At 71.5% G+C, this 26435-nt stretch carries 22 protein-coding genes and 2 tRNA genes; 6 read left to right on the top strand and 18 right to left on the bottom strand.

The genetic code is table 11. The features are described 5' to 3' along the window. Positions 1–19 precede the first annotated feature (19 nt). Genes ACPU2J_RS17245 through ACPU2J_RS17235 form a run of 3 tightly spaced genes read right to left on the bottom strand, consistent with a single transcriptional unit; the run spans position 20 to position 3370 of the window. Positions 20–1639, bottom strand: coding sequence for a class I tRNA ligase family protein (locus ACPU2J_RS17245; protein WP_420080228.1), 1620 nt, complete (start codon positions 1637–1639; stop codon positions 20–22). Continuing rightward, on the bottom strand, positions 1636–2004 hold the full coding sequence (locus tag ACPU2J_RS17240) for a cupin domain-containing protein (protein ID WP_399816101.1): 369 nt from the start codon (positions 2002–2004) through the stop codon (positions 1636–1638). The genes ACPU2J_RS17245 and ACPU2J_RS17240 overlap by 4 nt, the downstream gene beginning before the upstream one ends. A 52-nt stretch (positions 2005–2056) precedes the next feature. Beyond that, on the bottom strand, positions 2057–3370 hold the full coding sequence (locus tag ACPU2J_RS17235) for a lysine N(6)-hydroxylase/L-ornithine N(5)-oxygenase family protein (RefSeq protein WP_361589789.1): 1314 nt from the start codon (positions 3368–3370) through the stop codon (positions 2057–2059). A gap of 354 nt (positions 3371–3724) precedes the next feature. Here ACPU2J_RS17235 and ddaH point away from each other — a divergent pair, with 354 nt between their 5' ends. Then, positions 3725–4591, top strand: coding sequence for a dimethylargininase (ddaH, locus tag ACPU2J_RS17230; RefSeq protein ID WP_361589792.1), 867 nt, complete (start codon positions 3725–3727; stop codon positions 4589–4591). A gap of 120 nt (positions 4592–4711) precedes the next feature. Here ddaH and ACPU2J_RS17225 read toward each other — a convergent pair whose 3' ends face one another. Beyond that, positions 4712–5023, bottom strand: a complete 312-nt coding sequence (locus tag ACPU2J_RS17225; protein WP_365491704.1) for an ArsR/SmtB family transcription factor — start codon at positions 5021–5023, stop codon at positions 4712–4714. Positions 5024–5142: 119 nt separating this feature from the next. Here ACPU2J_RS17225 and ACPU2J_RS17220 point away from each other — a divergent pair, with 119 nt between their 5' ends. Both ACPU2J_RS17220 and ACPU2J_RS17215 read left to right on the top strand, forming a co-directional pair. After that, positions 5143–6708 carry an MFS transporter gene (locus ACPU2J_RS17220; RefSeq protein WP_423833556.1) on the top strand — a complete coding sequence of 522 codons (1566 nt, stop codon included), beginning with the start codon at positions 5143–5145 and terminating at the stop codon, positions 6706–6708. A 192-nt stretch (positions 6709–6900) separates the two neighbouring features. Then, a complete protein-coding gene (locus ACPU2J_RS17215) occupies positions 6901–8427 on the top strand; it encodes an FAD-dependent monooxygenase (RefSeq protein ID WP_420080231.1) in 1527 nt (508 codons plus the stop codon). A gap of 136 nt (positions 8428–8563) precedes the next feature. Here the strand turns inward: ACPU2J_RS17215 and ACPU2J_RS17210 are convergent, their stop codons facing one another. From ACPU2J_RS17210 to ACPU2J_RS17195, 4 genes are all read right to left on the bottom strand, one after another. Continuing rightward, positions 8564–9772 carry a cytochrome P450 gene (locus ACPU2J_RS17210; RefSeq protein WP_420080232.1) on the bottom strand — a complete coding sequence of 403 codons (1209 nt, stop codon included), beginning with the start codon at positions 9770–9772 and terminating at the stop codon, positions 8564–8566. A gap of 28 nt (positions 9773–9800) precedes the next feature. Next, positions 9801–10457 carry an HAD family hydrolase gene (locus ACPU2J_RS17205; RefSeq protein ID WP_365491716.1) on the bottom strand — a complete coding sequence of 219 codons (657 nt, stop codon included), beginning with the start codon at positions 10455–10457 and terminating at the stop codon, positions 9801–9803. A 43-nt stretch (positions 10458–10500) separates the two neighbouring features. Further along, positions 10501–11514 carry a ScbA/BarX family gamma-butyrolactone biosynthesis protein gene (locus tag ACPU2J_RS17200; protein WP_420080233.1) on the bottom strand — a complete coding sequence of 338 codons (1014 nt, stop codon included), beginning with the start codon at positions 11512–11514 and terminating at the stop codon, positions 10501–10503. Between the two features lie 441 nt (positions 11515–11955). Then, positions 11956–12028: transfer RNA gene (locus ACPU2J_RS17195), tRNA-Ala, on the bottom strand. Between the two features lie 162 nt (positions 12029–12190). Here ACPU2J_RS17195 and ACPU2J_RS17190 point away from each other — a divergent pair. Then, positions 12191–12739 carry a DNA-binding protein gene (locus ACPU2J_RS17190; RefSeq protein WP_361589795.1) on the top strand — a complete coding sequence of 183 codons (549 nt, stop codon included), beginning with the start codon at positions 12191–12193 and terminating at the stop codon, positions 12737–12739. A gap of 44 nt (positions 12740–12783) precedes the next feature. Then, the gene (locus tag ACPU2J_RS17185) at positions 12784–14088 is read left to right on the top strand and encodes a serine/threonine-protein kinase (protein WP_420080234.1); all 1305 of its coding nucleotides are present in this window, start codon (positions 12784–12786) and stop codon (positions 14086–14088) included. Here the strand turns inward: ACPU2J_RS17185 and ACPU2J_RS17180 are convergent. Continuing rightward, positions 14075–15382 (bottom strand): hypothetical protein, encoded by a 1308-nt coding sequence (locus ACPU2J_RS17180; RefSeq protein WP_420080235.1) that lies wholly within the window; start codon positions 15380–15382, stop codon positions 14075–14077. The two genes, ACPU2J_RS17185 and ACPU2J_RS17180, sit on opposite strands and share 14 nt — an antisense overlap. 121 nt (positions 15383–15503) lie before the next feature. Continuing rightward, the gene (locus ACPU2J_RS17175) at positions 15504–15638 is read right to left on the bottom strand and encodes a DLW-39 family protein (protein ID WP_208809277.1); all 135 of its coding nucleotides are present in this window, start codon (positions 15636–15638) and stop codon (positions 15504–15506) included. A gap of 297 nt (positions 15639–15935) precedes the next feature. On the opposite strand from ACPU2J_RS17175, the gene ACPU2J_RS17170 reads away from it, so the two are divergent. Next, positions 15936–16385 (top strand): DUF7144 family membrane protein, encoded by a 450-nt coding sequence (locus ACPU2J_RS17170; RefSeq protein ID WP_361589803.1) that lies wholly within the window; start codon positions 15936–15938, stop codon positions 16383–16385. A 75-nt stretch (positions 16386–16460) separates the two neighbouring features. Here ACPU2J_RS17170 and ACPU2J_RS17165 read toward each other — a convergent pair. The 8 genes from ACPU2J_RS17165 to dnaN all read right to left on the bottom strand — a co-directional run bounded on the left by ACPU2J_RS17165 (position 16461) and on the right by dnaN (position 26258). Further along, a tRNA-Ile gene (locus tag ACPU2J_RS17165) sits at positions 16461–16534 on the bottom strand. A gap of 127 nt (positions 16535–16661) precedes the next feature. Then, positions 16662–17300, bottom strand: coding sequence for a DUF3566 domain-containing protein (locus tag ACPU2J_RS17160; RefSeq protein ID WP_423833555.1), 639 nt, complete (start codon positions 17298–17300; stop codon positions 16662–16664). A gap of 3 nt (positions 17301–17303) precedes the next feature. Beyond that, a complete protein-coding gene (gene gyrA / locus ACPU2J_RS17155) occupies positions 17304–19913 on the bottom strand; it encodes a DNA gyrase subunit A (protein ID WP_420080237.1) in 2610 nt (869 codons plus the stop codon). Between the two features lie 45 nt (positions 19914–19958). Then, a complete protein-coding gene (gene gyrB, locus ACPU2J_RS17150) occupies positions 19959–21980 on the bottom strand; it encodes a DNA topoisomerase (ATP-hydrolyzing) subunit B (protein WP_420082396.1) in 2022 nt (673 codons plus the stop codon). Between the two features lie 295 nt (positions 21981–22275). Then, complete coding sequence (locus tag ACPU2J_RS17145) at positions 22276–22809, bottom strand: DUF721 domain-containing protein (RefSeq protein WP_423833554.1); 534 nt, start codon at positions 22807–22809, stop codon at positions 22276–22278. Then, on the bottom strand, positions 22806–23942 hold the full coding sequence (recF, locus tag ACPU2J_RS17140; RefSeq protein ID WP_399311609.1) for a DNA replication/repair protein RecF: 1137 nt from the start codon (positions 23940–23942) through the stop codon (positions 22806–22808). Before recF ends, ACPU2J_RS17145 begins: the two co-directional genes overlap by 4 nt. Before the next feature lie 68 nt (positions 23943–24010). Next, the gene (gnd, locus tag ACPU2J_RS17135) at positions 24011–24946 is read right to left on the bottom strand and encodes a phosphogluconate dehydrogenase (NAD(+)-dependent, decarboxylating) (protein WP_420082397.1); all 936 of its coding nucleotides are present in this window, start codon (positions 24944–24946) and stop codon (positions 24011–24013) included. A 181-nt stretch (positions 24947–25127) separates the two neighbouring features. Next, positions 25128–26258, bottom strand: coding sequence for a DNA polymerase III subunit beta (gene dnaN / locus ACPU2J_RS17130; protein ID WP_361589820.1), 1131 nt, complete (start codon positions 26256–26258; stop codon positions 25128–25130). Positions 26259–26435: the final 177 nt, after the last annotated feature.

Genomic DNA, 26435 nt, shown 5'->3' with positions numbered 1-26435 from the left:
GATGCTCCTCGGGGGGGGGTCAGGCGCGGACGTCGACCGGCACGGACAGGGGCTCGAAGGCCCCCACGGCGGTGGACAGGAGGGGGAGTCGCAGGGGCAGGGTGCTGGTGGCCGTGATCGGACCGGCCGGGAGGCTCAGATCGGCGCCGGCCCGCTCGGCACGGGCCGCGAGGTCGACGAGCAGCGGGGCGCCGCACGCGATGAGGGTCCTGACGGCCAGGACCAGGTCGCCGAGGTCGGTGGGCACGTCCACGGCGACGCGGTCGGCCTGCTTCAGGAGCCGGTCCAGGTGCACGACCAGCAGGTCCGCGGCCCGGTGCAGGCTGAAGCTCTCCAGCTCGTAGTGCGAGCGGAAGCGCTCGACGACGATGGCCGCGTGCTCGGCGCCGGTCGCGGACACCGGGAGGGCCGCGTCGGCCGGTACGCCGGCGAGCATCTCCTCCAGGCGGCCGGCGAGCCGGTTCCACGGCTCGACCAGGCGGTCGGCCGACAGCTGCTCCAGCGCCTCGCGGCTGAAGTTGGTGCGGGAGTGCTCCGGGGCGGTCAGCGCCAGGTAGAAGCGGACCAGGTCGCGCGGGACCTCGGCCACCAGGTCGGCGGCCCAGACCACGTGGCCCTTGCTCGTGGAGAACTTCTGGTTCTCCAGCTCGTAGAACTCGTTCGAGACGATGGCGTGCGGCTCGACGTACCGGTCCCCGTGCGCCATCAGCAGCGCCAGGTGCGTCATTCCCCAGAAGTAGACGTTGTCGAATCCGAGGAAGTAGACGAGTTCGATGCCGTGCTCGGACAGCCAGTGCTCGTCGTAGCGGTCGGCGTGCTCACCGAGCTGCTCGGCGGCCCACCAGGTGCAGTACATCGAGGCGGCCATGCCCTCGGCCCAGGCGTTGAGGACCTGGCCCGGCGTCTCGCTGAACGGGGCCGGGATGCCCCAGCCGGTCGGGTAGGTGATGGGGAAGTCCGGCAGCGGCCGGTCCAGGGCCTCGCGGACGAGCTGCGCGGTGTGCGGGCGCAGGACGTCGCGGTGGCGGACGTAGTAGTCGGCGAGCCGGTCGCGGTACTCCTCCATCGGCAGCACCAGGATCTGCGCCTCGTGGTGGGTGACGACGGCGTCCGGGTCGACGGTGGAGCGCGGGCGCAGCAGCTCGTCGAAGTTGTTGGGGTGGCCGCAGGACTCGCACAGCCCGCCCCGGCTCTCCACCAGGCAGACCGGGCAGTCGCCCGCGACGAGGCCCTCCATGAGGAACTCGCCGGTCGCCTCCACGTAGGGCAGCCGCACGGTCTTCAGCCGGAAGGCGCCGTCGGTGTGGAGGTCGGTGACGAAGTCGATGACGGTCTGCCGGTAGCCCTTGTCGAAGGGCGCGAAGCCGTCGACGGAGATGCCGGCCGCCTCCAGGGTGGCGCGGATCTGGGTCGCCGAGCGCAGCGCCAGCTCCTCCGGGGTCAGGCCGGCGCGGGCGGCGCTGGAGACCACGTAGGTCTGGCTGTCGTCGGTGCCGCTGGTGAAGATCACCGGGCGGCCGGAGGCCCGCAGGTAGCGGGCGTGGACGTCACCCGCGATGTACGGGCCCGCCAGGTGCCCGGTGTGCAGGTCCCCGTTGGGGGTGGGCGGCGGGGCGATGATGACCGTACGGGGTGTCATGCCTGGGCTCCTTCGTGGCGTGCTGCGAACCGCTGCGTCATGTCGAGGTCCCACCAGACCGAATACATCTCGAAGTCCGCGTCGGACTCGTTGATCACGCGGTGGGGGGTGCCGGGGGTGAAGTGGACGATGTCCCCCGTCACGAAGGGCTTGCGGACGCCCTCCGACTCCAGGACCGCGGAGCCGGCGACGGCGATGAAGATCTCGTACTCGTGGTGGGCGTGGGCCGTCGAGGCGGTTCCGGGGCGGATCACGCACCAGGAGCCCTCGAAGGGGGCGTTGAGTTCGGGCCAGGGCAGCAGGCGCTGGGCGTCCAGGCCGTTCTCGTGCGTCAGTCCGTCGCGGTCGAGTTGCTTGGTGAGCATGTGGTTCGGTCTCTCCTCGTCATGCGGTGTCGGCTCGTGGGGGGTGCGGTCCTCAGACCGCGCCGGCGAGGGCGAGCTCACGCTCCTCGGCGGGGAACTCCACCGACCGGGAGCGGCGGTGGGCGAGGATGTCCTGGGTGATCTCGGCGGAGCGGCCGGCAAGCACGCTGAGCAGCGAGTCGGCGATGCCGTGGGTGGCCTCGTTGACGCCCTGCAGGTAGACCGCGGCGGTCGCGGGGCGGCCGAGGTCGAGCCGGTAGTTCCGGCTGACGTTGATCTCGTCGAGCCCGATCGCCGAGGCGAGGGCCTTGACGGCCCACGGCATCGCGCGGACGAAGCCGGTGCCCAGCAGCACCAGGTCGGTGCGCATCTCGCGCTCGGTGCCCGACTTGCGGTCGACGAGGGTCAGGACGACCTCCTCGCCGTCCATCCGCGCGGCGGCCACGTCGGTCATGGGCTGCATGCCCAGGCGCTCCCCGCCGCTGCGGCGGTCCTGGTAGAACTGCCGGTAGAGGCCGTCGAGGGTGGCCGGGGCCAGGCCGCCGTAGTTGGAGCGGTACATCTCGCCGAGCAGCTGCTGGCGGGCCTCGGGCGAGGACTCGTAGAACTCGTCGATGAAGGACGAGTAGTAGAGCTCGTTGGTGAACTTGCTGCTCTCGTAGCCGTTCAGGCCGATGGACCGCATGATCATCGTGGGCTTGCACTCGGGCAGGTCCCGCAGCGCGGCGCCGAACAGCTCGGCCGCGCTCTGCGCGCCGCCGACGACCGCGACCCGGTGCGGCAGGTCCTTGCGCACCTCGCCGATCCGCTGGCTGTACTGCGTGCTGTGGATGACCCGGTCGGCCGGCAGACCGGCGAAGACCTCGGGGACGTGGGCGTCGCGGCCCGCGCCGATGACCAGGTAGCGGCAGCCGATGGTCTCGCCGTCGGCCAGGGTGACCACCCATCCGGAGAGCTCTCCGTCCTCGCCGGTGACCGGCTCGACGGACGTGCATTCACGGCCGTATTCGACCTTCACGGTGTCGAGTTCGTTCGCCACCCATTGCAGGTACTCGGATATCTCACTGCGATAGGGCACGAAACTGGCGAGGTTGACGAAGGCGTCCAGGCGCTCCTGGGAATGGAGGAAGTTGACGAAGGAGAAGCGGCTGGTCGGATTGCGCAGGGTGACCAGGTCCTTGAGGAAGGAGACCTGGCTGAGGGCGTCGGGCAGGAGCATTCCGCGCTGCCACACGATGTCGTGCTCGCGCTCGATGAGCAGGGTGTCGCCGGCCAGCTCGGGGGCGAGCTCCTCGACGGCGATCGCCAGCGCGAGGTTCGCCGGACCTGCACCGACTGCGAGCAGTTCGACGTTGCGATGCGCCATGGAAGTACCTCCAGATGGAACAGGTGGACAGGTTGGTACGGTCGGGCAGGACGGTGCGGGCCGTTGTGCGGCGTCCGTTTCTTGCCTTGCGAAACCGGTTGATGACCTCATTCCACGGGCCGGTGCGATTGCCCGGAACACATCACCGGCACGGACAATCAACTCGGCCGCCCACCTGGCCGGGCGGTTGATTGGCCGGTGCTCCCGGGGCCTTCCGGTCAATGCGGAGCGGCCTTTCCATGGGGGGAAGTGATCAGTTGACCCACGTGATCAGTTGCGTCACCCGCATCCGGCGGGCCGGGCCATCCCCCGGCCGCCGGGCTTCCATCGCCACCCCATGAGAAGGAGCCCTCCGTGCCGCTCACCGAGCCCATCACCCCCGCCGGCGCCCTGCACCGTTCCGAGAGCACCGCCCGCGTCGCCACGCGCCGCCGCCTGCTGATGTGCCGGCCCCGCCACTACGACGTGACGTACTCGATCAACCCGTGGATGAACCCGCAGCACAGCACGGACAACGCGCTCGCCGTCCGGCAGTGGGAGGGCCTGCGCGACCTGTACCTCGAACTCGGCCACGTGGTGGAGGAGATAGACCCACTGGAGGGCCTGCCCGACATGGTGTTCGCGGCCAACGGCGCCACCGTCGTGGACGGCAAGGTCTACGGCGCCCGCTTCCGCCACGCGGAGCGCACCGCCGAGGGGCCCGCGTACCTGCGGTGGCTGGAGGGCCGCGGCTACACGGACACGCTGTGGCCGGAGTTCGTCAACGAGGGCGAGGGCGACATCCTCACCGTCGGCCGGCGCCTGCTGGCCGGAACGGGCTTCCGCACCGACCCGCGGTCGCACGCGGAGGCGCAGGAGTTCTTCGGACTGCCCGTCACCTCGCTGACCCTGGTCAACCCGGACTACTACCACCTGGACACGGCGCTGGCCGTGCTGTCGGACGACGAGGTCATGTACTACCCGGCGGCCTTCTCCCAGGGCAGCCAGGCCGTGCTGCGGACCCTCTTCCCCGACGCGATCCTGGCCTGTGCGGAGGACGCGGCCGTCTTCGGGCTCAACGCCTTCTCCGACGGCCGCCACGTGCTCCTGCCCGCCGCGGCCACCGGCCTGCACGCGAAGCTGCGGGCGCGCGGGTTCGAGCCGATCGGCGTCGAGCTGTCCGAGCTGCTGAAGGCCGGCGGCAGCGTCAAGTGCTGCACGCTGGAGCTGCGTGACCGCTGAGCCGCGCACGACACGGCGAAGACCCCTTCCGGCCCGGTTCGCACGGGCAGGAAGGGGTCTTCCGCGTTCTGCGGCTCGTTCTGTCGCGGTCGCTGCGCCGCGCTCCGTCGCGCGGGAAGATCAGTCGTGGGCGCGGATCAGGTCGAGCAGACCGGGGAAGCGCTCGTCGAGGTCCTCCCGGCGCAGGGTCGCGGCCCTGCTGTTCCCGCGGTCCACCTGGCGCACCAAGCCGGCCTCGCGCAGGATCCGGAAGTGGTGGGTGATCGTCGACTTCGAGACCGGCAGGTTGAAGGAGGCGCAGGTGCGCGCCGTGCCCTCCGGTTCCCTGACCAGCGCGGAGACGACGGAGTAGCGCAAGGGGTCGGAGAGCGCGCTCAGTACGGTCAACAGGCTCATCTCCTCGACCGAGGGGTGGCCATCCTCGTCGGGCATCCTCGCCCTCCTTCCTGAGGTACGGGTTGCATCATACCTCTGTCCTGTGCCAGCTTTAGGTTCGACGGAAACCGTACCTGGTCGCCAGTCGGCCGGACAGAGCCTGGAGTAGTGCCCCCATGAGTACGCAGACCACGTCGTCGGCCGCACCACCTGTGCAGGCGGAAGGGCAGCCGGGCCGCAATCTGACCCTGGCCGCCGTGCTCCTCGCGGTGTTCGTCGTCCCCATGTCGATCTCCGGTACCGCCGTCGCCCTGCCCGACATCGGCGCCGACACCGCCGCCGGCCTCGCCCCCCTCCAGTGGGTGGTCAATGCCTTCAACGTCGCCTTCGCCTGCTTCACCCTCGTCTGGGGCTCGGTCGCCGACATCATCGGCCGCGTCAAGGCCTTCGCGGCCGGCGCCGCCGTCTACGCCGTGGCGTCGCTGGCCAGCGCGATCGCCACCGACGTGCTGTGGCTGGACGCCGCCCGTGCCCTCGCCGGCATCGGCGGAGCGGCGATCTTCTCCTGCGGCGCCGCGATCGTCGCGACGGTCTTCGACGGCCCGGCGCGCGCCAAGGCCTTCGCCCTCTTCGGCACCGTCGCGGGCGTCGGTGTGGCCATCGGCCCCTCCCTGGCAGGCGTGCTCGTCCAGGGCCTCGGCTGGCGCTGGGTGTTCGCGGTCCACGCCGCCGCCCTGCTGCTCGTCCTGCTCGCCGTACCGGCCATCGCCAAGGCCATGCCGTCCGACGCCGGGAGCGGAGCCCGGATCGACGTACCGGGCAGCGCGCTCTTCGTCGTCGCCATGGTGCTCCTGACCACGGCCATCGTGCAGGGATCCCAGTGGGGCTGGGGCAGCGCCGGTGTCCTGGCGCTCTTCGCGGGCGCGGTCGTCGTCCTCGCCCTCTTCGCCGTGGTCGAGAACCGACGCGAACACCCCATGCTGGACCTGAGCGTGCTGCGCAACCGGCGCTTCGTCGGCCTCTGCCTGGTGCCGGTCGCCGCGTCCTTCGGCTTCGTCACCATGCTCACCTACCTGCCCAGCTACCTGACCGCGGTCACCGGGCGCAACAGCGGTACCGCGGGTCTGACCATGCTGCTGCTCACCGCGCCCGTGCTCGTCTGCCCCATGCTCGCCGCGAAGCTGGTCACCCGCGGAATCTCCGCGCTCACCCTCATCTACGTCAGCCTCGCCTGCCTCGTCGTCGGCGACCTGGCCCTCACGCTCTTCTCCCCCGACGTGAAGATCCTCGTCGTCGCCCTCCCGATGCTCGTCACCGGCGCCGGCATGGGCCTGTCGGCAGGACTCGTCGACGGACAGGCCCTGGAGCTGATCGACCCGGCCAAGGCGGGCATGGCGGCCGGCTTCCTCAATACGCTGCGGCTCGGCAGCGAGGCCATCGCCGTCGCCGTGTACGGCTCGGCCCTCGCGACCGTGCTGGGCAACCGGATCGACGACGGCATCGGCGAGCACGCCGGCGCCGCGCACGCCGACCAGGTCGCCGACCAGGCCGCGGGCGGCGACTTCGCCCGGGCCACCGAACTGTCCGGCGCCGTGGACACCGAGGGCTTCACCCACTTCCTCGCGCAGTCCTACGACTCCGCCTTCCACACCGTCCTGTGGGCGCTCGCGGCCGTCTGCGTCGTGCTGTGCGGCGTGGTCGCCGCCCTGCTGCGCGGCGGGGCCGCCAAGCCCGCGGCCTGACGGCCCCGCGGGCCCGGGCCGCACCCACCGTGCACCCCGGCCGGCCCGTGCGACACCACCCGAGACCGGCCCGGCGCCCCCTTCCCCCGTGGCGCCGGGCCACCCGCGTCCCCCCGCGCCGGCACCGCCGCGGCCCCCGCGGCCCGCGCGGCCCGACCGGCCGGGGAGCCCCCTGGAAAGGACCCGCGCCCCATGGACCGCCTCCCCGACGACGGCTCCCGCCCCTCCCACGCCCAGGTACTGGTCGTGGGGGGCGGGCCCGTCGGCATGCTCGTCGCCGCAGAGCTCGGCCACCACGGCATCGACACCGTCGTCCTCGAAGCCGCGCCGCACACCGTGGACCAGCCCAAGGCGGGCACGCTGCACGCCCGCACCGTGCAGGGCCTCGCCCGGCGCGGCCATCTGCAGGCCCGTCCCGCGACCCCGGAACGGCTGCGGCGCAGTTCCGCCGACGCCTTCCACTTCGCGGGCATGCCGGGGCTCGTCATCACCGCCCCCGCGACCGAGCCCGGCCCCATCGTCGGCCGGTCCCAGGCAGACCTGGAAAGGGACTTCGAACGCCTGGCCCGCGCCCGGGGCGTCACCGTTCTGCGCGGACACCGGGTCACCGCCGTCACCCAGGGACCCGAGCGGGTGGAGGTCACCGCTCAGGGGCCCGACGGCACACGGCACTTCACCGCCGAATACGCCGTCGGCGCGGACGGCGCCCGGAGCACCGTCCGCGAACTGCTCGGCTTCGCCGAAGACACCCACCCGGCCACGGTCTCCGCCCTGCTGGGACTCGTCCGGCTGACCGACCCCGACTCCGTGCCCCACGGCTGGCACCGCACACCGCGCGGCTGGACGGTCGCGGGCGTCAACCCGTACGGGCACAGCCGTTTCATCACCATCGACTTCCGCGGCCCGCACCCGGACCGGCACGCCGAACCCACCGTCGGGGAGCTGAGCCGCGAGGGCGAACGCATCCTCGGCCACGCCGTACCGATGACCGACCCCGTCTTCTTCTCCCGCTTCAGCGACTTCGCCCGCCTGGTGCGCGACTACCGCAAGGGCCGGGTGTTCCTCGCCGGCGACGCCGCCCACGTCCACTTCCCGGTGGGCGGGCAGGGGCTCAACCTCGGGCTCCAGGACGCCCTCAACCTCTCCTGGAAGCTCGCCCACGTCCTCGCGGGAACCGCGGGAAAGGACCTGCTCGACACCTACGACACGGAACGGCGCCCCGCCGGACGGCGTGTCATCGACAACACCCGGGCCCAGCTCGCCCTGATGCGGCCGGACCCGGGCCTCGATCCCTTGCGCGACCTCGTCACCGAACTCCTCGGGCTGGAGGAGGTCAACACCCGCCTCGGCCACATGATCAGTGCCCAGGAGACGGCGTACCCGGCCCGCACCGCACCCGGCTCCACCTGGGAGGGCCGGTTCCTGCCGAACCTGCCGCTGACCACGCGGGACGGCCCGACCGACCTCACCCGGCTGCTGCTGCCCGGCCGCCCCCTCCTCCTGCTGCTGGGCGAGGACGCGTCCGGGAACGGGACCGGGGCCGGCCACCGCGCCGACGCCGCCGGCTGGGCCCACGTCCTGCACACGGTGACCGCCGCGTCCGCCACCCCGCTGCCCTGGGAGGCGGTGCTCGTCCGGCCCGACGGCTACGTGGCCTGGGACTCGGACGGGGGCCCGCTGGCCGACGCCCTGCGCCAGTGGTTCGGCGAGGCCCGCTGACGGCCGCCGGCAGAGGCCGGACACACCGGAGGGCGGGCCCGGCAGCACCGGACCCGCCCTTCCCGCATGCGCCGCAGCGCCCGCAGGAGCACGCCCCTCTCCGCTCACCGGCGGCGCGGCACCCCGCGGCGGGACGTCACCAGCGCACGGGCAGCGAGGTGGGCCGGCGCAGCACCGTGCCCTCGTCCCAGGGCACCTCGGCCGGGTCGACGGCCAGCGCCAGACCGGGGAACTCCTGTGCCAGGCGCGTCAGTACGGTCACGATCTCCATGCGGGCGAGCGCCGCCCCCATGCAGTGGTGCATGCCGTAGCCGAACTGCAGGTGCCGCTTGCCCGGCGCGCGGTCGGGATCGATGGACAGCGGGTCCGGGAAGGCCTCGGGGTCGCGGTTCGCGGCGAAGGCGTCCGGGTAGACCACGCTGCCCGCCGGCACGGTCCCCTCGCTGGTCTCCAGGTCACGGCCGGCGATGCGGGGGAACGCCGAGATCGTGCCCAGCGGGATCAGGCGGATCAGCTCCTCGGCGAGGCGCGGGGCGATGCCCGGGTCCTCGGCGAGCCGGCGCCACAGTGCGGGCGCCGCGAGCAGTGCGTAGAGGGACTTCGTCAGGACGGACACCACGTTCTGGTCCGCGCCCAGCAGCGAGCCGAAGAAGATGCCGGTCAGTTCGGCGTCGTCCAGCGGCGGCTCGGCCCGGTCCCGGCCGGCCCGGAAGCGGTCGATCAGCCCGCCGGGCACCACGGGCCGGACGCCGGTCACCAGGTCCTGGACGTAGCCGTACACCTGGTAGAAGTGCTCGACCAGGTCAGGGACGTTCTCGTGGGAGGCGATCTGCACGATCCGCGCCGACGGCCGGAAGTACGGCACATCCTCGACCGGAACCCCGAGGAACTCGCAGTTCACGGCGACCGGAACCCGGTCGACCAGGTCGGTGAAGAGATCGGGGGCGGCGGACGAGCGAAGCCGCGCGATGCCCTCGTCCACCACCCGGTCGAGGAAGGGGCGCAGCCGCTCGGTCCCCGCGGCGCTGTAGTCGGCGGCGACGAAGCCACGGACCCGGGCGTGGTGCGGGGCGTCCAGGTTGAGCAGGAGTTCCTTCGGCATCACGGTCGGCAGGAAGCTCGGCCCGTCCTCGACGTTGGTGTCGGTCCGGCCCGATGCCGGGTCCGTGAGCACCTTGTGCACGTCGGCGTAGCGGGTCAGGCGGGCGACCTTGTGGCCGCTCGGCAGCCGGATCAGCGGGACGCCGCCCGGTCCGCGCTCGTCGAGCAGGGTGAAGGCCGGGACGGGGTCGAGACGGGGTATGTCCGCGACGGTGACGGCCGTGGGTGTGGCGGTGCTGGTCATATGTGCTCCGTTGGGGATGTGAGGTGCGTCAGACGAGGGCGGGCAGCCCGGTCAGGCCGGCCAGGTCGCGTACCGCCTGGGCGTTGTTCCGGAAGTGGACGGCGCGCCATCCGACGGAGCGGGCGGCCTCGCAGTTCTCGGCGAGGTCGTCGACCAGGACGCACTCCGCGGCCGGCACCCCCGCCTCCTTCTCGGCCCGCCGGAAAATGTCCGGATCGGGCTTGCGGACGCCGACCTTGCAGGAGTCGACGATGCAGTCGACCTCGCCGACGGGCGCGACGATCGCGTGCCAGTGGGCCTCCCACTCGACGACGTTGTTGCTGAGGATGCCCACCCGGTAGCCGTGTTCCTTGGCGTGCCGGGCCGTCGAGACCATGACCGGATTGGCCCGGACACCTTCGAACCACTGCTCGCCGAAGCTCTGCAGGCGCGCCCGCGACAGGTCGATGCCGGGGTTGGCCTCCCGCAGGACCCGGGCCATGGCACCGCCCCACTCGGCCTCGGTGAGCAGGGCCAGTTCGAGGGGGGCGAGGGGTTCGTGGCCCAACTCCGCGGCAACGGCGGCGAGGGCGGTCTTCATCTGCCGCGGGCTGATGCCCGCACGCTCGTGGTACGCGTCGAACAGGTCGTCGAGCGGCGGCGAGAGCACACCGCCGAAGTCGAACCAGATCATGGGCTGGGGCACTGCTGCGTCTCCTCGGGTGGCCCGGATGCGGGGGTACGGGTGCTCAGGCACCGGCGTCGGCGAGCGAGAGGCGGTTCAGCAGCGCTCCGCCGATGGGGCTGGTCAGCGCGAGGTGGACCTGCGCGCGGGCGATCGGCTCCTCCTGGCTCATGGAGATCTCGAAGGCCACCGAGTCCGGGGTCGGCGACTCCACCACGCGCACCAGGCAGTCGGTGGGCAGCTCGAACTCGCCGAAGCGCGTGAAGTCCGTCTCGACGCGGGTGAGCAGGAGCCCCTGCGGGGAGAGGCCGAACAGCTCGTGCGCCGCGTGCACCGCGGACTGGCGGAACGCCTCGAAGATCAGGGCGCCCGGGATGTGGTCCAGCGGGTGGTCGAAGAGCGCGGGGTTGGCCTGGTCGACGACGACCTGCGTCAGCACCTCGTGCTCACGGACCTCGGTCTCCGACAGCACGACGTTGTGCGGGGAGATCCGGCCCACGGCTCCGGGGGCGACCCGGCGTCCGCTCTGGTGCGGACGGGCCGCGGCCGGGGGCAGGGCGGCCCGGCCCCTCTCGCGCATCCGGTTCCAGGCACCGCCCGGCATCCACTGGCAGGTGGTGCGCATGGTGGCGGCCTCGCGCCCGTCGACCGTGAGGACCATGTCGAGCGTGCTGCCGGTGACGACCCCGTCGCGGTGCTTCAGCCCCGCCTGCCGGGCATGGATCTGCGCGTGTCCCGGCCGTGCCCCGATCTGCAGCGCGTCCGCGTCGGTGACGAGCATCTCGCCGCTGTTGAAGATGAACTTCTCGTCGACCGCGGCGTCGAGGAAGGTGTGCGCGGTGTAGATCGAGGCCTGGCGGAACACCTCGACGAGGAGCAGCGGGTCGTAGACGGCGGGTGTGGCGATCTGGTCGCTGTAGTAGCTGTGGACGCGCGGGAGCTGGGCGGCGATGAGGTATTCGTCCTCGGCCAGCCGCACGGAGTCGGTGAGGAAGACCTCACAGACCGCCGCGCGGTGGACGAGGGCTCGTGTCACGGTGCTCGAGTAGCTGAGTTCGGTGTCCAGGATCGCGGACATGGCTGAGTTCCCCCTCTTGCATGCAGGTACGCCTCCGAACGGAGGTACGCATGCGACCGTACCTTGATTGAGTGCCCTGCCACCGTGGCGTACGCCACTCCGGCAACGGGCCCACTGTTAACACTTTGTATCGGGAGCGGACGAGACCCATCCGCTCGCACGCCGTTCCGGAATGCCCCGGAAAGACCTTCCGCCCAAGGCCGGGCGCACCGCCCAGGGACTAACGGAACCAACGTCACCGCTCCGCGCGCGGCCCCGCCGGACCTTCCGCGCCGCGCGCGGACCCGGCCGACCAACAGGGCTTCCCCCCGGCCCGGTTGTGGACGTACATCACGGCGCACCCCCCGATGCATAGATGTAGTCACCATACAGATGAGCGCCCCGGAGGCGCACGAAAATACCCCCCGCCCCGCGTTTTCGCAGGTCGGAGGGTATGTGCTGTGGAGCCTAGGAGATTCGAACTCCTGACATCTGCCTTGCAAAGGCAGCGCTCTACCAACTGAGCTAAGGCCCCGTGGAACCGGACGCACCCGTCCCCTGGAGGAGAGGTGGTCGTTCCGCAGAACAGAGTACCGGGTGTACCCCCTCATCTCGCAAAATGATAGGGACTCCCGCCCCGCGACCACTCTCCGTAAGATGCTCGCGAGGTTCGCACCAGCGAAGGGGAGTAGGACGAGTGGACGCAGTCCAGCAAGAGGCCACCGCGAGAGCCAGAGAGCTCCAGCGCAGTTGGTACGGGGAGCCCCTGGGAGCCCTCTTCCGCCGGCTCATAGATGATCTCGGCCTGAACCAGGCCCGTCTCGCTGCCGTCCTCGGACTGTCGGCGCCCATGCTGTCCCAGCTGATGAGCGGCCAGCGCGCCAAGATCGGCAACCCTGCCGTGGTGCAGCGCGTCCAGGCCCTCCAGGACCTCGCGGGCCAGGTGGCCGACGGAAGCGTCAGCGCGGTGGAGGCCACCGACCGGATGGACGAGATCAAGAGGACCCAGGGGGGCTCCGTCCTGAGCAACAGCGGCCAGACCGCCGTCGGTTCCGGCGCACCGACCGTCAAGCGGGTCGTGCGCGAGATCCAGTCCCTGCTGCGTTCGGTCTCGGCGGCCGGCGACATCATCGACGCGGCGAACACGCTCGCCCCCACCCATCCGGAACTGGCAGAGTTCCTCAAGGTGTACGGAGCGGGCCGGACCGCCGACGCGGTCGCCCACTACGAGGCGCACCAGAACTGAGACGCCGGAAGGCGAGCCGAGGGTGACGGGGGACGGGCGCAGCGATGGGTGAGGTCTTCGCCGGCCGGTACGAACTGGTCGATCCGGTCGGACGCGGTGGCGCGGGTGCGGTCTGGCGGGCCTGGGACCACCGCCGCCGCCGCTACGTCGCGGCGAAGGTCCTCCTCCAGGGCGACGCGCACATGCTGCTGCGGTTCGTACGGGAGCAGGCGCTGCGCATCGACCACCCCCACGTCCTGGCTCCCGCCAGCTGGGCGGCCGACGACGACAAGGTCCTGTTCACCATGGACCTGGTCTCCGGCGGCTCGCTCGCCCACGTGATCGGGGACTACGGCCCCCTTCCGCCGCGGTTCGTGTGCACGCTGCTCGACCAGCTCCTGTCGGGACTGGCGGCGGTCCACGCGGAGGGCGTCGTCCACCGCGACATCAAGCCGGCCAACATCCTGATGGAGGCCACCGGAACCGGGCGGCCGCACCTGCGGCTGTCCGACTTCGGCATCTCCATGCGCAAGGACGAGCCCCGGCTGACCGAGACCGACTTCGTGGTCGGCACGCCGGGCTATTTCGCGCCCGAGCAGCTCACCGGTGCCGAACCGGACTTCCCCGCCGACCTGTTCGCCGTCGGACTGGTCGCCCTGTACCTCCTCAGGGGCGCCAAGCCCGACTCCGCGGCGCTGGTGGCCCATTTCCGCGCCCACGGGACCCCGGCCGCCCCCGAGGGCGTGCCCGCCCCGCTGTGGGACGTCGTCGCCACGCTCCTGCAGCCCGACCCCGACAGCCGGTTCCGGACCGCCACAGGGGCGCGCAGGGCCCTTGCCGAGGCGGTGGAGCTGCTGCCGGCACCTCCCGCGGACGAACCCCCGGTGGAGGTCTTCGACCAACTCGGCCCGCTGCCCGCCGGTTACGGCCCGCAGGGGCCCCTCGGCGCGGCGCAGGCGCCCCCGGCCGCGATGCCTCCCGCACGGCCCGCGGCGGCCCCGGAGCCGCCGGCCGCCGCACCGCCGGGCAGCGCACCGACCGCCGCGGCGGCGGCCGCGTCCGTGACCGTGGCCGCGGAGCCCACCCGTACCGATCCGCGCGGGGCGGCGGCGGCCGCGGCGCGCCCCGTCCCGCCGCAGGCGCCCCCGGCGGGCTCCTTCGGGCCCGCTCCCGGGGCCTCGGAGACCGGCAGCTTCCACCTGTCCCCGCCGGCGGCGGCAGGCGCCGCGGCCGGCACGGGCACCTCGGCCACGACGGCCGTCCGGCCCGCCGGGAGGATCGCCCCGCCCCCGCCGAAGGCGGTCGCCGCGCTGCTCGCCGCGGCGTTCGTCTGCTTCGCGGTCGGGGTCTGGGCCCTCACGCGGATGTAGCGCCGCGCCCCCTGCGGCCGAGCGCGATCCAGCCGCCCAGCACGAGCAGCAGCAGCGTCCCGGTGCCGAGGCCCGCGCCCGCCACGATCCTCATCACCGCCCGGGTCCCGGCGGCCTCGGCCGCCTCCGGGGCGGTGAGCCCGTCCCGGGCCGCCGTACGGTCGTCGGCGCCGACGGCGAAGCCGCCCGCGGCCGGGTCCTCCGTGTAGGCGGGCGCCGCGGCCGGTTTCCCCGTGACCTCCAGCCGCAGGGTCAGGGGGACGGGCACGGCGTCCTCGGTGAAGTCGGCGACCTTCCCGCCCATGGTCACGGCGACGTAGTACCAGCCGGCGACGGCCGCCGGCCGGACCTCGCGGTCCCCGGAGAAGCGGTTCTCGTAGCCGACGGGCGGGGTCTTCCCGAGGGTCACGCCCGCCTGCACCCCGTCGTACGAGGTGTCCTCGCCGGAGACCTGGCCCCGGTAGGGGTTGTAGAGGGTGACGGCCAGTCCGCCCGAGGCGGAGGCGTACTTCTTGGTCATCCGGGCGGCGGAGAGCTCGGCGCCCACGCCCAGCTGCTGCCCCCAGTCCAGCGGCACCCGGTACCAGAGGGTCTGGCCGGGCCGCATCGCGTCGCGCCACACCCCGGCGCCGAGGGCGCGGGCGTCGTTGAAGCCCGTTCCGCCGGTCCGGCCCACCGGTTCGGTCCCCGGCAGCACCGGCTTCCCGGAGGGCCAGGCGCTCGGCGCGGTGGTGGGCAGGCCCGGACCGCGCCCGGGTTCGCGCTGCACCCTGAGCTCCAGGGGCCACGGGCTCGCGTCGGAGTCCCTGGCCACCGTCCGGGTCACCTTGGCGTAGTAGACGCCGGCGGGTGCGCACATGGCGTCCTCGTCGCCCCTGCGGACGCCGGCGGCGGCGAGCGGGACGGCGTCGTAGCCGAAGTTCGACCGGCCGAGGCTGCCGTCGCAGGACGTGCCCGCGGTGGTCAGCAGCTCCACCTCGATCCCGTCGCTGCCGGAGACCTTGGCGCCCGCAGGCGGGCGGACGACGGCCGAGACGTAGGCGTTGGAGCCGTCCTTCTCCAGGACGAGGCGGTAGAAGCGGTCCCCGGGACCGATGGTGTCCTCGTAGGTGTGCCCGGCCTCGACCAGCGGGGCGTCCGCGGTGGAGGGCCTGCCCTGCACCGCCCGGGCCCCGTCGGCCGCCCGGTAGGCGGGCGCGGGCTGCGGCGCGTTCCCCTCGGCGTGGGCGGCCGCGGGCAGTCCCGCCACCAGTGCGAGGGCCGCCGCACACGCCGTCGTCCGTACCCGCCCCATCACGCCCACCCCGAGTTGCTAACGCAAGCCAAATCTTTGCATAACGGAATTTATCGCCACAGAACAGCACGAAGCCCCGGCCGCAGCGGCAGCCGGGGCTTCATGAACTCAGCCTTCGGTCTCACACACCGGAACCAGAGGGCACGGAGTCGGTAGCCTCCGTCCACAGGTCCTGCTCGGCGCGGTCCGCCTGGATCTGGCGGTACACGAGGAGCCCGCCGATGGCGGCCAGTGCGACCAGGAGCAGCTTCTTCACCGCGCGACCTCGTCTTTCGTTGACGTAGGGGGACTTCTGTCGCCCAACAATACACACCGACCGATACCGATCGGTGACCTGGCGGTCGCCCGGCCGGCCCAACGGCGGCCGCCCGCGGCCCTTCGCACCGCGGGTCCGCGACACGGGGGGACCAACAGCGGTGGCACCCGCACGGCGCAGCGTCCACCGCCGCCGGAATGCCGAGCCCGGACCCCCGTGCCACGCTGAGGGCGGGGGGCCGCGCCCGTCCGGCACGCCCGGTCGGCCGGATCGTCCCGTCACCACGAGGAGGCCGGAATGGCCAGTGACGCCACCCGCCCCGGATCACCCGCCGCCACGCGCCCGCACCACGGCCCCACGTCGGGCACCACGCTGTTCGCCGCCTGCCTGATGATCTTCGGCGGGCTCATGGCGGTCTTCGAGGGCATCTCGGCCCTCGCCAAGGACGACGTCTTCCTCGCCACGCGGCACTACGTGTTCGAGTTCAGCCTGACCGGCTGGGGCTGGATCCACCTGATCCTGGGCATCGTCATCATCCTGGCCGGCTGCGCCGTGCTCAGCGGGGCCCTGTGGGCCCGCTACTTCGGCATCATGGTCGCGAGCCTGGGCGCCATCGCCAACTTCCTGTGGCTCCCGTACTACCCGCTCTGGGCCCTGACGCTCATCGCCGTCAACATCTTCGTCGTCTGGGCGCTCTGCCACGGCCTGCACCTGGAGGCCGAGGCCGACCCCGGCCACCGCGTCTGACAGCACGTCCGGCGGCGCCGTGCACCGCACGCAGAAGGGCCCCGACCGGTTTCCCGGTCGGGGCCCTTCTCACTGTGGGGCTAACAGGATTTGAACCTGTGGCCTCATCCTTATCAGGGATGCGCTCTAACCAACTGAGCTATAGCCCCTCCGCGCTGCGCGCTGACTCCTGAAGATTAGCGCACAGACCCGGTCAGGCCAAAATCGGTTCCCCGGGGGCGTCTGCGCAGGTCATCCGACCCGTCGCGGACGCCGCCCGGCAGGACCCAGCAGGACCTACTCGTCCTCGGCGAGGGTCAGCTCCACGCCGCCGACGAATCCCGCCGACAGGTTGTAGATGAACGCGCCCAGCGTCGCCAGTGCCGTGGCCAGCACCACGTCGATGACCGCGATGACCGACGTGAAGACGAGCACGCGCGGCAGCGACATGAACGACTGCAGGTCAAAGCCGTTGCCCTCGTTCGACCCGGTGGCCTCGCTGATGGTGCCGCCGACGGTCGAGAAGACGCCCATCGCGTCCATGACCATCCACAGCACCGCCGCGGCGACGACCGTGCAGATGCCGAGCGCGATCGACAGCAGGAAGCTGACCTTCATCACCGACCACGGGTCGGCCTTGGCCACCCGCAGCCGCGCCTTGCGCGTACGGGGGGCCGTACGGACCGGCGTACGCGGCTTGCGCTGCGTACCGCCCGTCCCGGCGCCCCGGGGTGCCGCCGAACCCGCCGGCGCGGCGTAGGCCTGCGGCGGCTGGTACGGCTCGGCGGGACGGTCCTGGGCGGCGTCCGCCTGCGCCGACGCCTTCGCCTTCGGTCCTCGGGTGTCCGTCACGGTTCCCCCCTGGGAGTCCGCGGCGGGGCCACGGGCACCGTTCGCTCCAGTCTTGGCCGGTCCGGCGCCCGTGGCTCCACTCACGACTTACTCCTCGTGCTCCCCGGCCGAAGGCTGCGTGCCCTCGGCGGCCTCGGCGGCCGGTGCGTCGGCCCCCTCGGTCTCGATCTCGTCCGCGTCCACCTCGTCGGCCTCCTGACCGGCTTCGGCGTTGCGGGCGATGCCGACCACGGCATCGCGCTTGCCCAGGTTGATCAGCTGGACGCCCATGGTGTCACGGCCGGTCTCCCTGACTTCATTGACGCGCGTACGAATCACACCACCGCCGAGCGTGATGGCGAGAATCTCGTCCGTTTCGTCCACCACGAGCGCCCCGACGAGGGACCCGCGGTCCTCCACGATCTTGGCGGCCTTGATGCCCAGACCGCCGCGACCCTGGACGCGGTACTCGTCGACCGCCGTCCGCTTGGCGTAGCCGCCGTCGGTCGCGGTGAAGACGAACGTACCGGGCCGGACGACGCTCATCGAGAGCAGCTCGTCCCCTTCACGGAAACTCATGCCCTTCACACCGGAGGTCGCGCGGCCCATCGGGCGCAGCGCGTCGTCGGTCGCCGTGAAGCGGATCGACTGCGCCTTCTTGCTGATCAGCAGCAGGTCGTCCTCGGCGGAGACCAGCTCGGCACCGATCAGCTCGTCGTCGCTGCCGTCCTCGGTCTCCCGGAGGTTGATCGCGATGACGCCGCCGGAGCGGGGCGAGTCGTAGTCCTTGAGCGCCGTCTTCTTCACCAGGCCGCCCTTGGTGGCCAGGATCAGGTAGGGAGCCGCCTCGTAGTCGCGGATCGCGAGGATCTGGGCGATCTTCTCGTCCGGCTGGAAGGCCAGCAGGTTCGCCACGTGCTGCCCGCGCGCGTCCCGGCCGGCGTCCGGCAGCTCGTAGGCCTTGGACCGGTAGACCCGGCCCTTGTTCGTGAAGAACAGCAGCCAGTGGTGCGTGGTGGACACGAAGAAGTGGTCGACCAGGTCGTCCTGCTTCAGCTTCGTGCCGCGCACGCCCTTGCCGCCGCGCTTCTGCGAGCGGTAGTCCTCGGTCTTGGTGCGCTTGACGTAACCGCCGTGCGTGATGGTGACGACGATGTCCTCTTCGGCGATCAGGTCCTCGATGGACATGTCACCGTCGAAGGGCACCAGCTTGGAGCGCCGGTCGTCGCCGAACTTCTCGACGAGCGCGGCCAGTTCCTCGCTGACGATGGACCGCTGGCGGGCCTCGGAGGCCAGGATCGCGTTGTACTCGTTGATCCGGGCCTGGAGCTCGTCGTGCTCGGCGACGATCTTCTGCCGCTCCAGGGCGGCGAGGCGGCGCAGCTGCATCTCCAGGATCGCGTTCGCCTGGATCTCGTCGATCTCCAGCAGGCCCATCAGGCCCTCGCGCGCGATCTCGACCGTGTTGCTGCGCCGGATCAGCGCGATGACCTCGTCGATCGCGTCCAGCGCCTTGAGCAGACCGCGCAGGATGTGGGCGCGCTCCTCCGCCTTGCGCAGGCGGAAGCGCGTGCGCCGGACGATGACCTCGATCTGGTGCGCCACCCAGTGGCGGATGAAGGCGTCGATCGACAGGGTGCGCGGCACCCCGTCCACCAGCGCCAGCATGTTCGCGCCGAAGTTCGTCTGCAGGTCGGTGTGCTTGTAGAGGTTGTTCAGCACGACCTTGGCGACGGCGTCGCGCTTGAGCACGATCACCAGGCGCTGACCGGTCCGCGAGGAGGTCTCGTCGCGGACGTCGGCGATGCCGCCGATCCTGCCGTCCTTGACCAGGTCGGCAATCTTCTGGGCGAGGTTGTCCGGGTTGGTCTGGTACGGAAGCTCCGTGACCACCAGGCACTGGCGGTTCTGGATCTCCTCGACCTCGACCACCGCGCGCATCGTGATGGAGCCGCGCCCGGTGCGGTACGCCTCCTCGATGCCCTTGCGTCCCACGACGAGGGCGCCGGTCGGGAAGTCCGGGCCCTTGATGCGCTCGATGAGCGCGTCCTGAAGCTCCTCGTGCGTCGCGTCCGGGTGCTCCAGCGCCCACTGGGCACCGGCAGCGACCTCGCGCAGGTTGTGCGGCGGGATGTTGGTCGCCATGCCGACCGCGATGCCGGCGCTGCCGTTGACCAGCAGGTTCGGGAAGCGGGCCGGGAGGACCGTCGGCTCCTGGTTGCGGCCGTCGTAGTTGTCCTGGAAGTCGACGGTCTCCTCGTCGATGTCCCGGAGCATCTCCATGGCCAGCGGCATCAGCTTGCACTCGGTGTAGCGCATGGCGGCCGCCGGGTCGTTGCCCGGGGAGCCGAAGTTGCCGTTGGAGTCCACCAGCGGCATGCGCATCGACCACGGCTGGGCCAGGCGGACCAGGGCGTCGTAGATCGAGCTGTCACCGTGCGGGTGGTAGGTGCCCATGACGTCGCCGACGACGCGGGCGCACTTGTAGAAGCCCTTCTCGGGCCGGTAGCCGCCGTCGTACATCGCGTACAGCACACGACGGTGGACCGGCTTGAGGCCGTCCCGTACGTCGGGCAGCGCGCGCGAGACGATGACGGACATCGCGTAGTCGAGGTAGGAGCGCTGCATCTCCGTCTCGAGCCCGACGGGCTCGATGCGCAGCTGCGGCTGCTCCTCTTCCGCGGGGTTCTCGGCGGTGGGGGTGGTTTCGTCGGCCATTGCTGGTCAGAAATCCTTTCAGGCGGCGGTCAGCGTCGGGCCGACTCAGATGTCGAGGAAGCGGACGTCCTTGGCGTTGCGCTGGATGAAGGAGCGCCGGGCCTCGACGTCCTCACCCATCAGCACCGAGAACAGGTCGTCGGCCTGCGCCGCGTCGTCGAGGGTGACCTGGCCGAGCACGCGGTGGTCCACGTCCATGGTCGTGACGCGCAGCTCCTCGGCGTTCATCTCGCCCAGACCCTTGAAGCGCTGGATCGAGTCTTCCTTGATCCGCTTGCCGTTCTGCTTGCCGAGCTCCACCAGGGCGTCGCGCTCGCGGTCCGAGTACGCGTACTCGAAGTCGTCGCGGCCCCACTTGATCTTGTAGAGCGGCGGGCGGGACAGGTACACGTGGCCGGCCTCGACCAGCGGGCGCATGAAGCGGAAGAGGAAGGTGAGCAGCAGGGTGTTGATGTGCTGGCCGTCGACGTCGGCGTCCGCCATCAGGATGATCTTGTGATAGCGCAGCTTCTCGATGTCGAAGTCCTCGTGCACGCCGGTGCCGAAGGCGCTGATCAGCGCCTGGACCTCGGTGTTCTGGAGGATCTTGTCGATGCGCGCCTTCTCGACGTTCAGGATCTTGCCGCGGATGGGCAGGATGGCCTGGTACATCGGGTTGCGGCCGGACTTCGCCGAGCCGCCGGCGGAGTCGCCCTCGACGATGAAGATCTCGCACTTGGTCGGGTCGTTCGACTGGCAGTCGGACAGCTTGCCCGGCAGGGACGCGCTCTCCAGCAGGCCCTTGCGGCGCGTCAGGTCGCGGGCCTTGCGGGCCGCGACGCGCGCGGTGGCCGCCTGGATCGACTTGCGGATGATGTCCGCGGCCTCGACCGGGTTGCGGTCGAACCAGTCGTTCAGGTGCTCGTGGACGACCTTCTGCACGAAGGTCTTGGCCTCCGTGTTGCCCAGCTTGGTCTTCGTCTGGCCCTCGAACTGCGGCTCGCCCAGCTTGACGGAGATGATCGCCGTCAGACCCTCGCGGATGTCCTCGCCGGCGAGGTTGTCGTCCTTCTCCCGGAGCAGCTTCTTGTCCCGCGCGTAGCGGTTGACCAGACCGGTCAGCGCCGCGCGGAAGCCCTCCTCGTGGGTGCCGCCCTCGTGCGTGTGGATCGTGTTCGCGAAGGAGTAGACACCCTCGGTGTACTGCGAGTTCCACTGCATCGCGATCTCGACCGAGAGCATGCGCTCCTTGTCCTCGGCCTCGACGTCGATGACGGTCGGGTGGATCAGCTCGCCCTTGCGCGAGTTGAGGTACTTCACGAAGTCGACGATGCCGCCCTCGTAGTGGTACTTCACCTTGCGCGCCTGGGGCTCGGCCGTGTCCGCGTCCGGGTCGTCCGCGCCCGCCGTCGCCTTCGCCGACTCGCGCTCGTCCGTCAGCGACAGGGTCAGGCCCTTGTTCAGGAAGGCCATCTCCTGGAAGCGCCGCGAGAGCGTCTCGAAGGAGTACTCGGTGGTCTCGAAGATGTCGCCGTCGGCCCAGAAGGTGACCGAGGTGCCGGTCTCGGCCGTCTCCTCGTTCTTGGCCAGCGGAGCCGTCGGCACGCCCAGCTTGTAGTCCTGGGTCCAGCGGTGCCCGTCCGTCTTGACCTCGACCGCGACCTTGGTCGACAGGGCGTTCACGACGGAGACGCCGACGCCGTGCAGACCGCCGGAGACCGCGTAGCCGCCGCCGCCGAACTTGCCTCCGGCGTGCAGGACCGTCAGGACGACCTCGACGGCCGGCTTCCCCTCGGACGGGACGATGCCGACCGGGATGCCTCGCCCGTTGTCGACCACGCGCACCCCGCCGTCGGCGAGGATCGTCACGTCGATGGTGTCCGCGTGCCCGGCCAGCGCCTCGTCGACCGAGTTGTCGACGACCTCGTAGACGAGGTGGTGCAGACCACGCTCGCCCGTCGAGCCGATGTACATACCCGGCCGCTTGCGCACCGCGTCCAGGCCCTCGAGGACCTGGATCGCACTGGCGTCGTAATTCTTCTCGTTGGAGTCGCCGGAATCGGCCACGAAGCGCCCTTTCTGGCACAGCGCAGCCCGTACTCCGGACCAGCAAGTGCACCGGCGGGAGCGGCCGCGTCGATCTGCGTTGTCTGCCTGATCCCCCGAACGGGCGGGATTTGCTTCCAGTCTACCGGTACCACTGACACTCATGGGGGTTTGCCGGTACCTGAGTCCGCATGTGCCGCCCTGAACCTCCTCTCTCCGACTCCCCACATCCGGGGAGGGGCTCAAAGAGGCTCACACGGGCATCCAGCGCTTCGGGCTGTCAACCTCCGGCTACCGTGAGGGACGCCACCCGCCGGCACCCGCCCGCGGGGGCTACTCACCCGTAGGTATCGCCGGGTCCGGTGCTCCCCGGAGCCCGCCAGGGGCCGTAGCCCTTCGGGCGCCCGCCCGGTCCCTGGACCTTGATCAGCCGTACCGTGCCCTGCCCCAGATCCGCGTTCAGCCGTGCCACCAGCTGCGGGGCCAGCAGCTTCAGCTGCGCCGCCCACGCCGAGGAGTCGCACCGCACGACCAGTTCACGGTTCTCGTAGCGCTGCGGTTCACAGTGCGTCGCGATCTCCGGGCCGACGATCTCCGGCCAGCGCTCCATCACGCCCGCCACCGCCATCGGCATCTCCCAGCCGTGCTCGGTGCGCAGCCGGTCCAGCGCCGCCATCAGCGGCATCGGATCCCGGCCGTCCGCGCGGGCGCCCGAGCGCAGCCCCGGCTGCCGGCCCTTGCGCGCGCTCGCCGCGTTGCCGCGGGCCCGTGCCTGCTCCCGGGCCGCCGCGAGGGCCTGGCGGGCCAGGTCCACGCCCGACGCCTCGGGGGCCCTGCGCCCCTGCTGGGGGTCCTTGCCCTGGTCGTTCACAGCCGGGTCACCTCACCGCCGGACACCCCGTACCGTGCTCCCACCAGCACGCCGGGCACGTCGTCGTCCACCGCCGCCGTGACGAGCACCTGCTCGCCCGGCGCCACCAGCTCGGCCAGCCGTTCCCGGCGCCTCGCGTCCAGCTCCGCGAACACGTCGTCCAGGACCAGCACGGGCTCGCTGCCCTCCGAGCGCAGCAGCTCGTAGGAGGCCAGCCGCAGCGCCAGCGCGTACGACCAGGACTCGCCGTGGCTCGCGTACCCCTTCGCCGGGAGCTCCCCCAGCCGCAACAGCACGTCGTCGCGGTGCGGGCCGACCAGCGTGACCCCCCGCTCGATCTCCTGCTTGCGCACCTCGCCGAGGGCGGCCAGCAGCACCTCGTAGAGGGCTTCGCGGGTACGGGCCTCGCCACTGTCCACGCGCTCGCCGGCCGAGCTCTTGTACGCCAGCCCCAGCGGGCCGCCGCCGGGCGCGAGCTGCTCGTACGCCTTGTCCGCGAGCGGCAGCAGCGTCGCGATCAGGTCGAGGCGCTGCGCCAGCAGCTCGGCCCCGGCCCGTGCGAGGTGCTGGTCCCACACGTCGAGCGTGGACAGGTCCATCGAGCGGCCGCCGTGCCGGCGGGCCATGGCCGCGGACTTCAGCAGGGTGTTGCGCTGCTTGAGGACACGCTCGTAGTCCGAGCGCACCCCGGCCATGCGCGGCGAGCGCGCCGTGACCAGCTCGTCGAGGAACGTGCGCCGCTCCCCCGGGTCGCCCTTGACCAGGGCCAGGTCCTCCGGCGCGAACAGCACCGTACGGACGATCCCCAGGACGTCACGGGGCCTGACCTGCGAGGACCTGTTGATCCGGGCCCGGTTGGCGCGTCCGGGGTTCAGCTCCAGCTCGACCAGCTGCCGGCGCTCGCCCTGGGTGACGGCAGCGCGGATCACGGCCCGCTCCGCGCCCATGCGGACGAGCGGGGCGTCCGAGGAGACCCGGTGGCTGCCCAGCGTGGCCAGGTAACCGACCGCCTCGACGAGGTTGGTCTTGCCCTGGCCGTTCGGGCCCACGAAAGCGGTGACGCCCGGGTCGAGGGGAACCTCGGCCCGGGCGTACGAGCGGAAGTCGGCCAACGAGAGATGCGAGACATGCATACGGCGCCGACCTCCCCCGGCTTACCACTGCTCTTTCGTACTGATGTGCTGCTGCCTGCTGCGGATGCTCAGGCCTTCTCGACCGCGTGGCCGCCGAACTGGTTGCGCAGTGCGGCGATCATCTTCATCTGCGGGGAGTCCTCCTGGCGCGAGGCGAACCGCGCGAACAGCGACGCGGTGATCGCGGGCAGCGGTACAGCGTTGTCGATCGCCGCCTCCACCGTCCAGCGTCCCTCGCCGGAGTCCTGCGCGAAGCCCTTGAGCCGCTCCAGGTGCTCGTCCTCGTCGAGGGCGTTCACGGCCAGGTCCAGCAGCCAGGAACGGATGACGGTCCCTTCCTGCCAGGAGCGGAAGACCTCGCGGACGTCGGTGACCGAGTCCACCTTCTCCAGGAGCTCCCAGCCCTCGGCGTAGGCCTGCATCATGGCGTACTCGATGCCGTTGTGGACCATCTTCGCGAAGTGGCCCGCACCGACCTTGCCGGCGTGCACGGCGCCGAACTCGCCCTCGGGCTTGAGGGCGTCGAAGATCGGCTGGACGCGCGTGACGTGGTCCTTGGCGCCGCCGTACATCAGCGCGTAGCCGTTCTCCAGGCCCCAGACGCCGCCGGAGACACCGCAGTCGACGAAGCCGATGCCCTTGGCCGCCAGCTCCTCGGCGTGCTTCTCGTCGTCCGTCCAGCGGGAGTTGCCGCCGTCGACGACGACGTCGCCGATCGAGAGCAGCTCGCCGAGCTCGTCGATGGTGGACTGCGTCGCGGCGCCGGCGGGGACCATGACCCACACGACGCGGGGGGCCGGCAGGCTGTCCACAAGTTCCCGCAGGCTGTGGACATCGGCGAGGTCCGGGTTGCGGTCGTATCCGATGACGGTGTGGCCTGCGCGGCGGATGCGCTCGCGCATGTTGCCGCCCATCTTGCCGAGACCGACGAGACCAAGCTCCATCAGGTGGTTCCTTAAGCGTTGTGGCCGTCTTTGCCTGGGCTCCCGCGGCCGTGTCCCCAGGGACGCGGCGGGGTCGCCCACCGGATCCGAGCCTACGCCGGGCCGCGGCGGCGGGCCTCGCGGGCGCTCCACGGCGGGGCGCCCCGCTTTCGGCGGTTCCCGGGTTTCCCCAGGGCTGTGGACGGCGTCGGGCCCGGCCCCGCAGCGCGCGAGACCGGGCCCGACGTCATGAGGCGACGCGTCAGCCGGACAGCCGAACCGGCATGATCAGGTACTTGTAGGCCTCGTCCGCCTCCGCGTCGACCGCGGGCCGGCCGCTGAGCAGCGCGGGCTTGGTCGACGTGGTGAAGCTCAGCTGGGCGACCGGGGAGGCGATCGCGCTCAGGCCGTCCAGCAGGAAGGTCGGGTTGAAGGCGATGGAGATGTCGTCGCCCTCCAGCTGGGCGTCGACCCTTTCCACAGCCTGTGCGTCGTCGGAGGAGCCGGCCTCCAGGATCAGCACGCCCTGCTCGAAGCTGAGGCGGACCGGGGTGTTGCGCTCGGCCACCAGGGCGACGCGCTTGACGGCCTCGACGAACGGCGCCGTCTCGATCACGGCGACGGAGTTGAACTCGGTCGGGAACAGCGTGCGGTACTTCGGCAGGTCGCCCTCGAGCAGCCGGGTGGTGGTGCGGCGGCCCGCGCCCTCGAAGCCGATCAGGCCCTCGCCGGCACCGGAGCCGGAGAGCGCCAGGGTGACCGTGTCACCGCTGGTCAGCGAGTTGGCGATCTCCTGGAGGGTCTTGGCGGGCACCAGGGCCACGGCCGACGCCTCCGGGTTCTCCGGCTTCCACAGGAACTCGCGGACCGCGAAGCGGTAGCGGTCGGTGGAGGCCAGGGTGACGCGGTCGCCCTCGATCTCGATGCGGACACCGGTCAGCACCGGGAGCGTGTCGTCACGGCCGGCGGCGGTGGCCACCTGCTTGGCGGCGGCGGCGAAGACCTCGCCGGGCACGGTGCCGGTCGCGGTCGGCATCTGCGGCAGGGCCGGGTACTCCTCCACAGGCAGGGTGTGGAGGGTGAACCGGGAGGAGCCGCAGACCACGGTCGCCCGTACACCGTCTGTGGAAATCTCCACCGGGCGGTTGGGGAGGGCGCGGCAGATGTCGGCGAGCAGCCTGCCGGAGACCAGGACGGTGCCGTCCTCCTCCACGTCCGCCTCGACGGAGACCCGTGCGGAGACCTCGTAGTCGAAGCCGGACAGGCTCAGGGTGCCGTCCTCGGCCTTGAGCAGCAGGCCCGCGAGAACGGGCACCGGCGGCCGGGCCGGGAGGCTGCGGGCCGCCCAGGCCACCGCCTCCGCGAGTACGTCGCGCTCCACCCGGATCTTCACCGGAACCGCCTCCTGCTGTTGCTCGCTCGTCTGCCGGCCTTCGTCGTCGGCTCGTCGATGCCTCGACCGATGCCGGGGACCAGTCTGACGTACGGCGCCGACACTCGGTGCGGCCGGCGGTCAAGTCGGGAGCGAGGCGCCGGGGCGGCCGATCGACGAGTTGTGCACAGGACCCGC

The organism is Streptomyces manipurensis, assembly GCF_049570255.1.
GTDB lineage: Bacteria > Actinomycetota > Actinomycetes > Streptomycetales > Streptomycetaceae > Streptomyces > Streptomyces manipurensis.
Note: the sequence above shows the minus strand (reverse complement) of the source record. Positions and strands in the feature narration are given on the sequence as shown.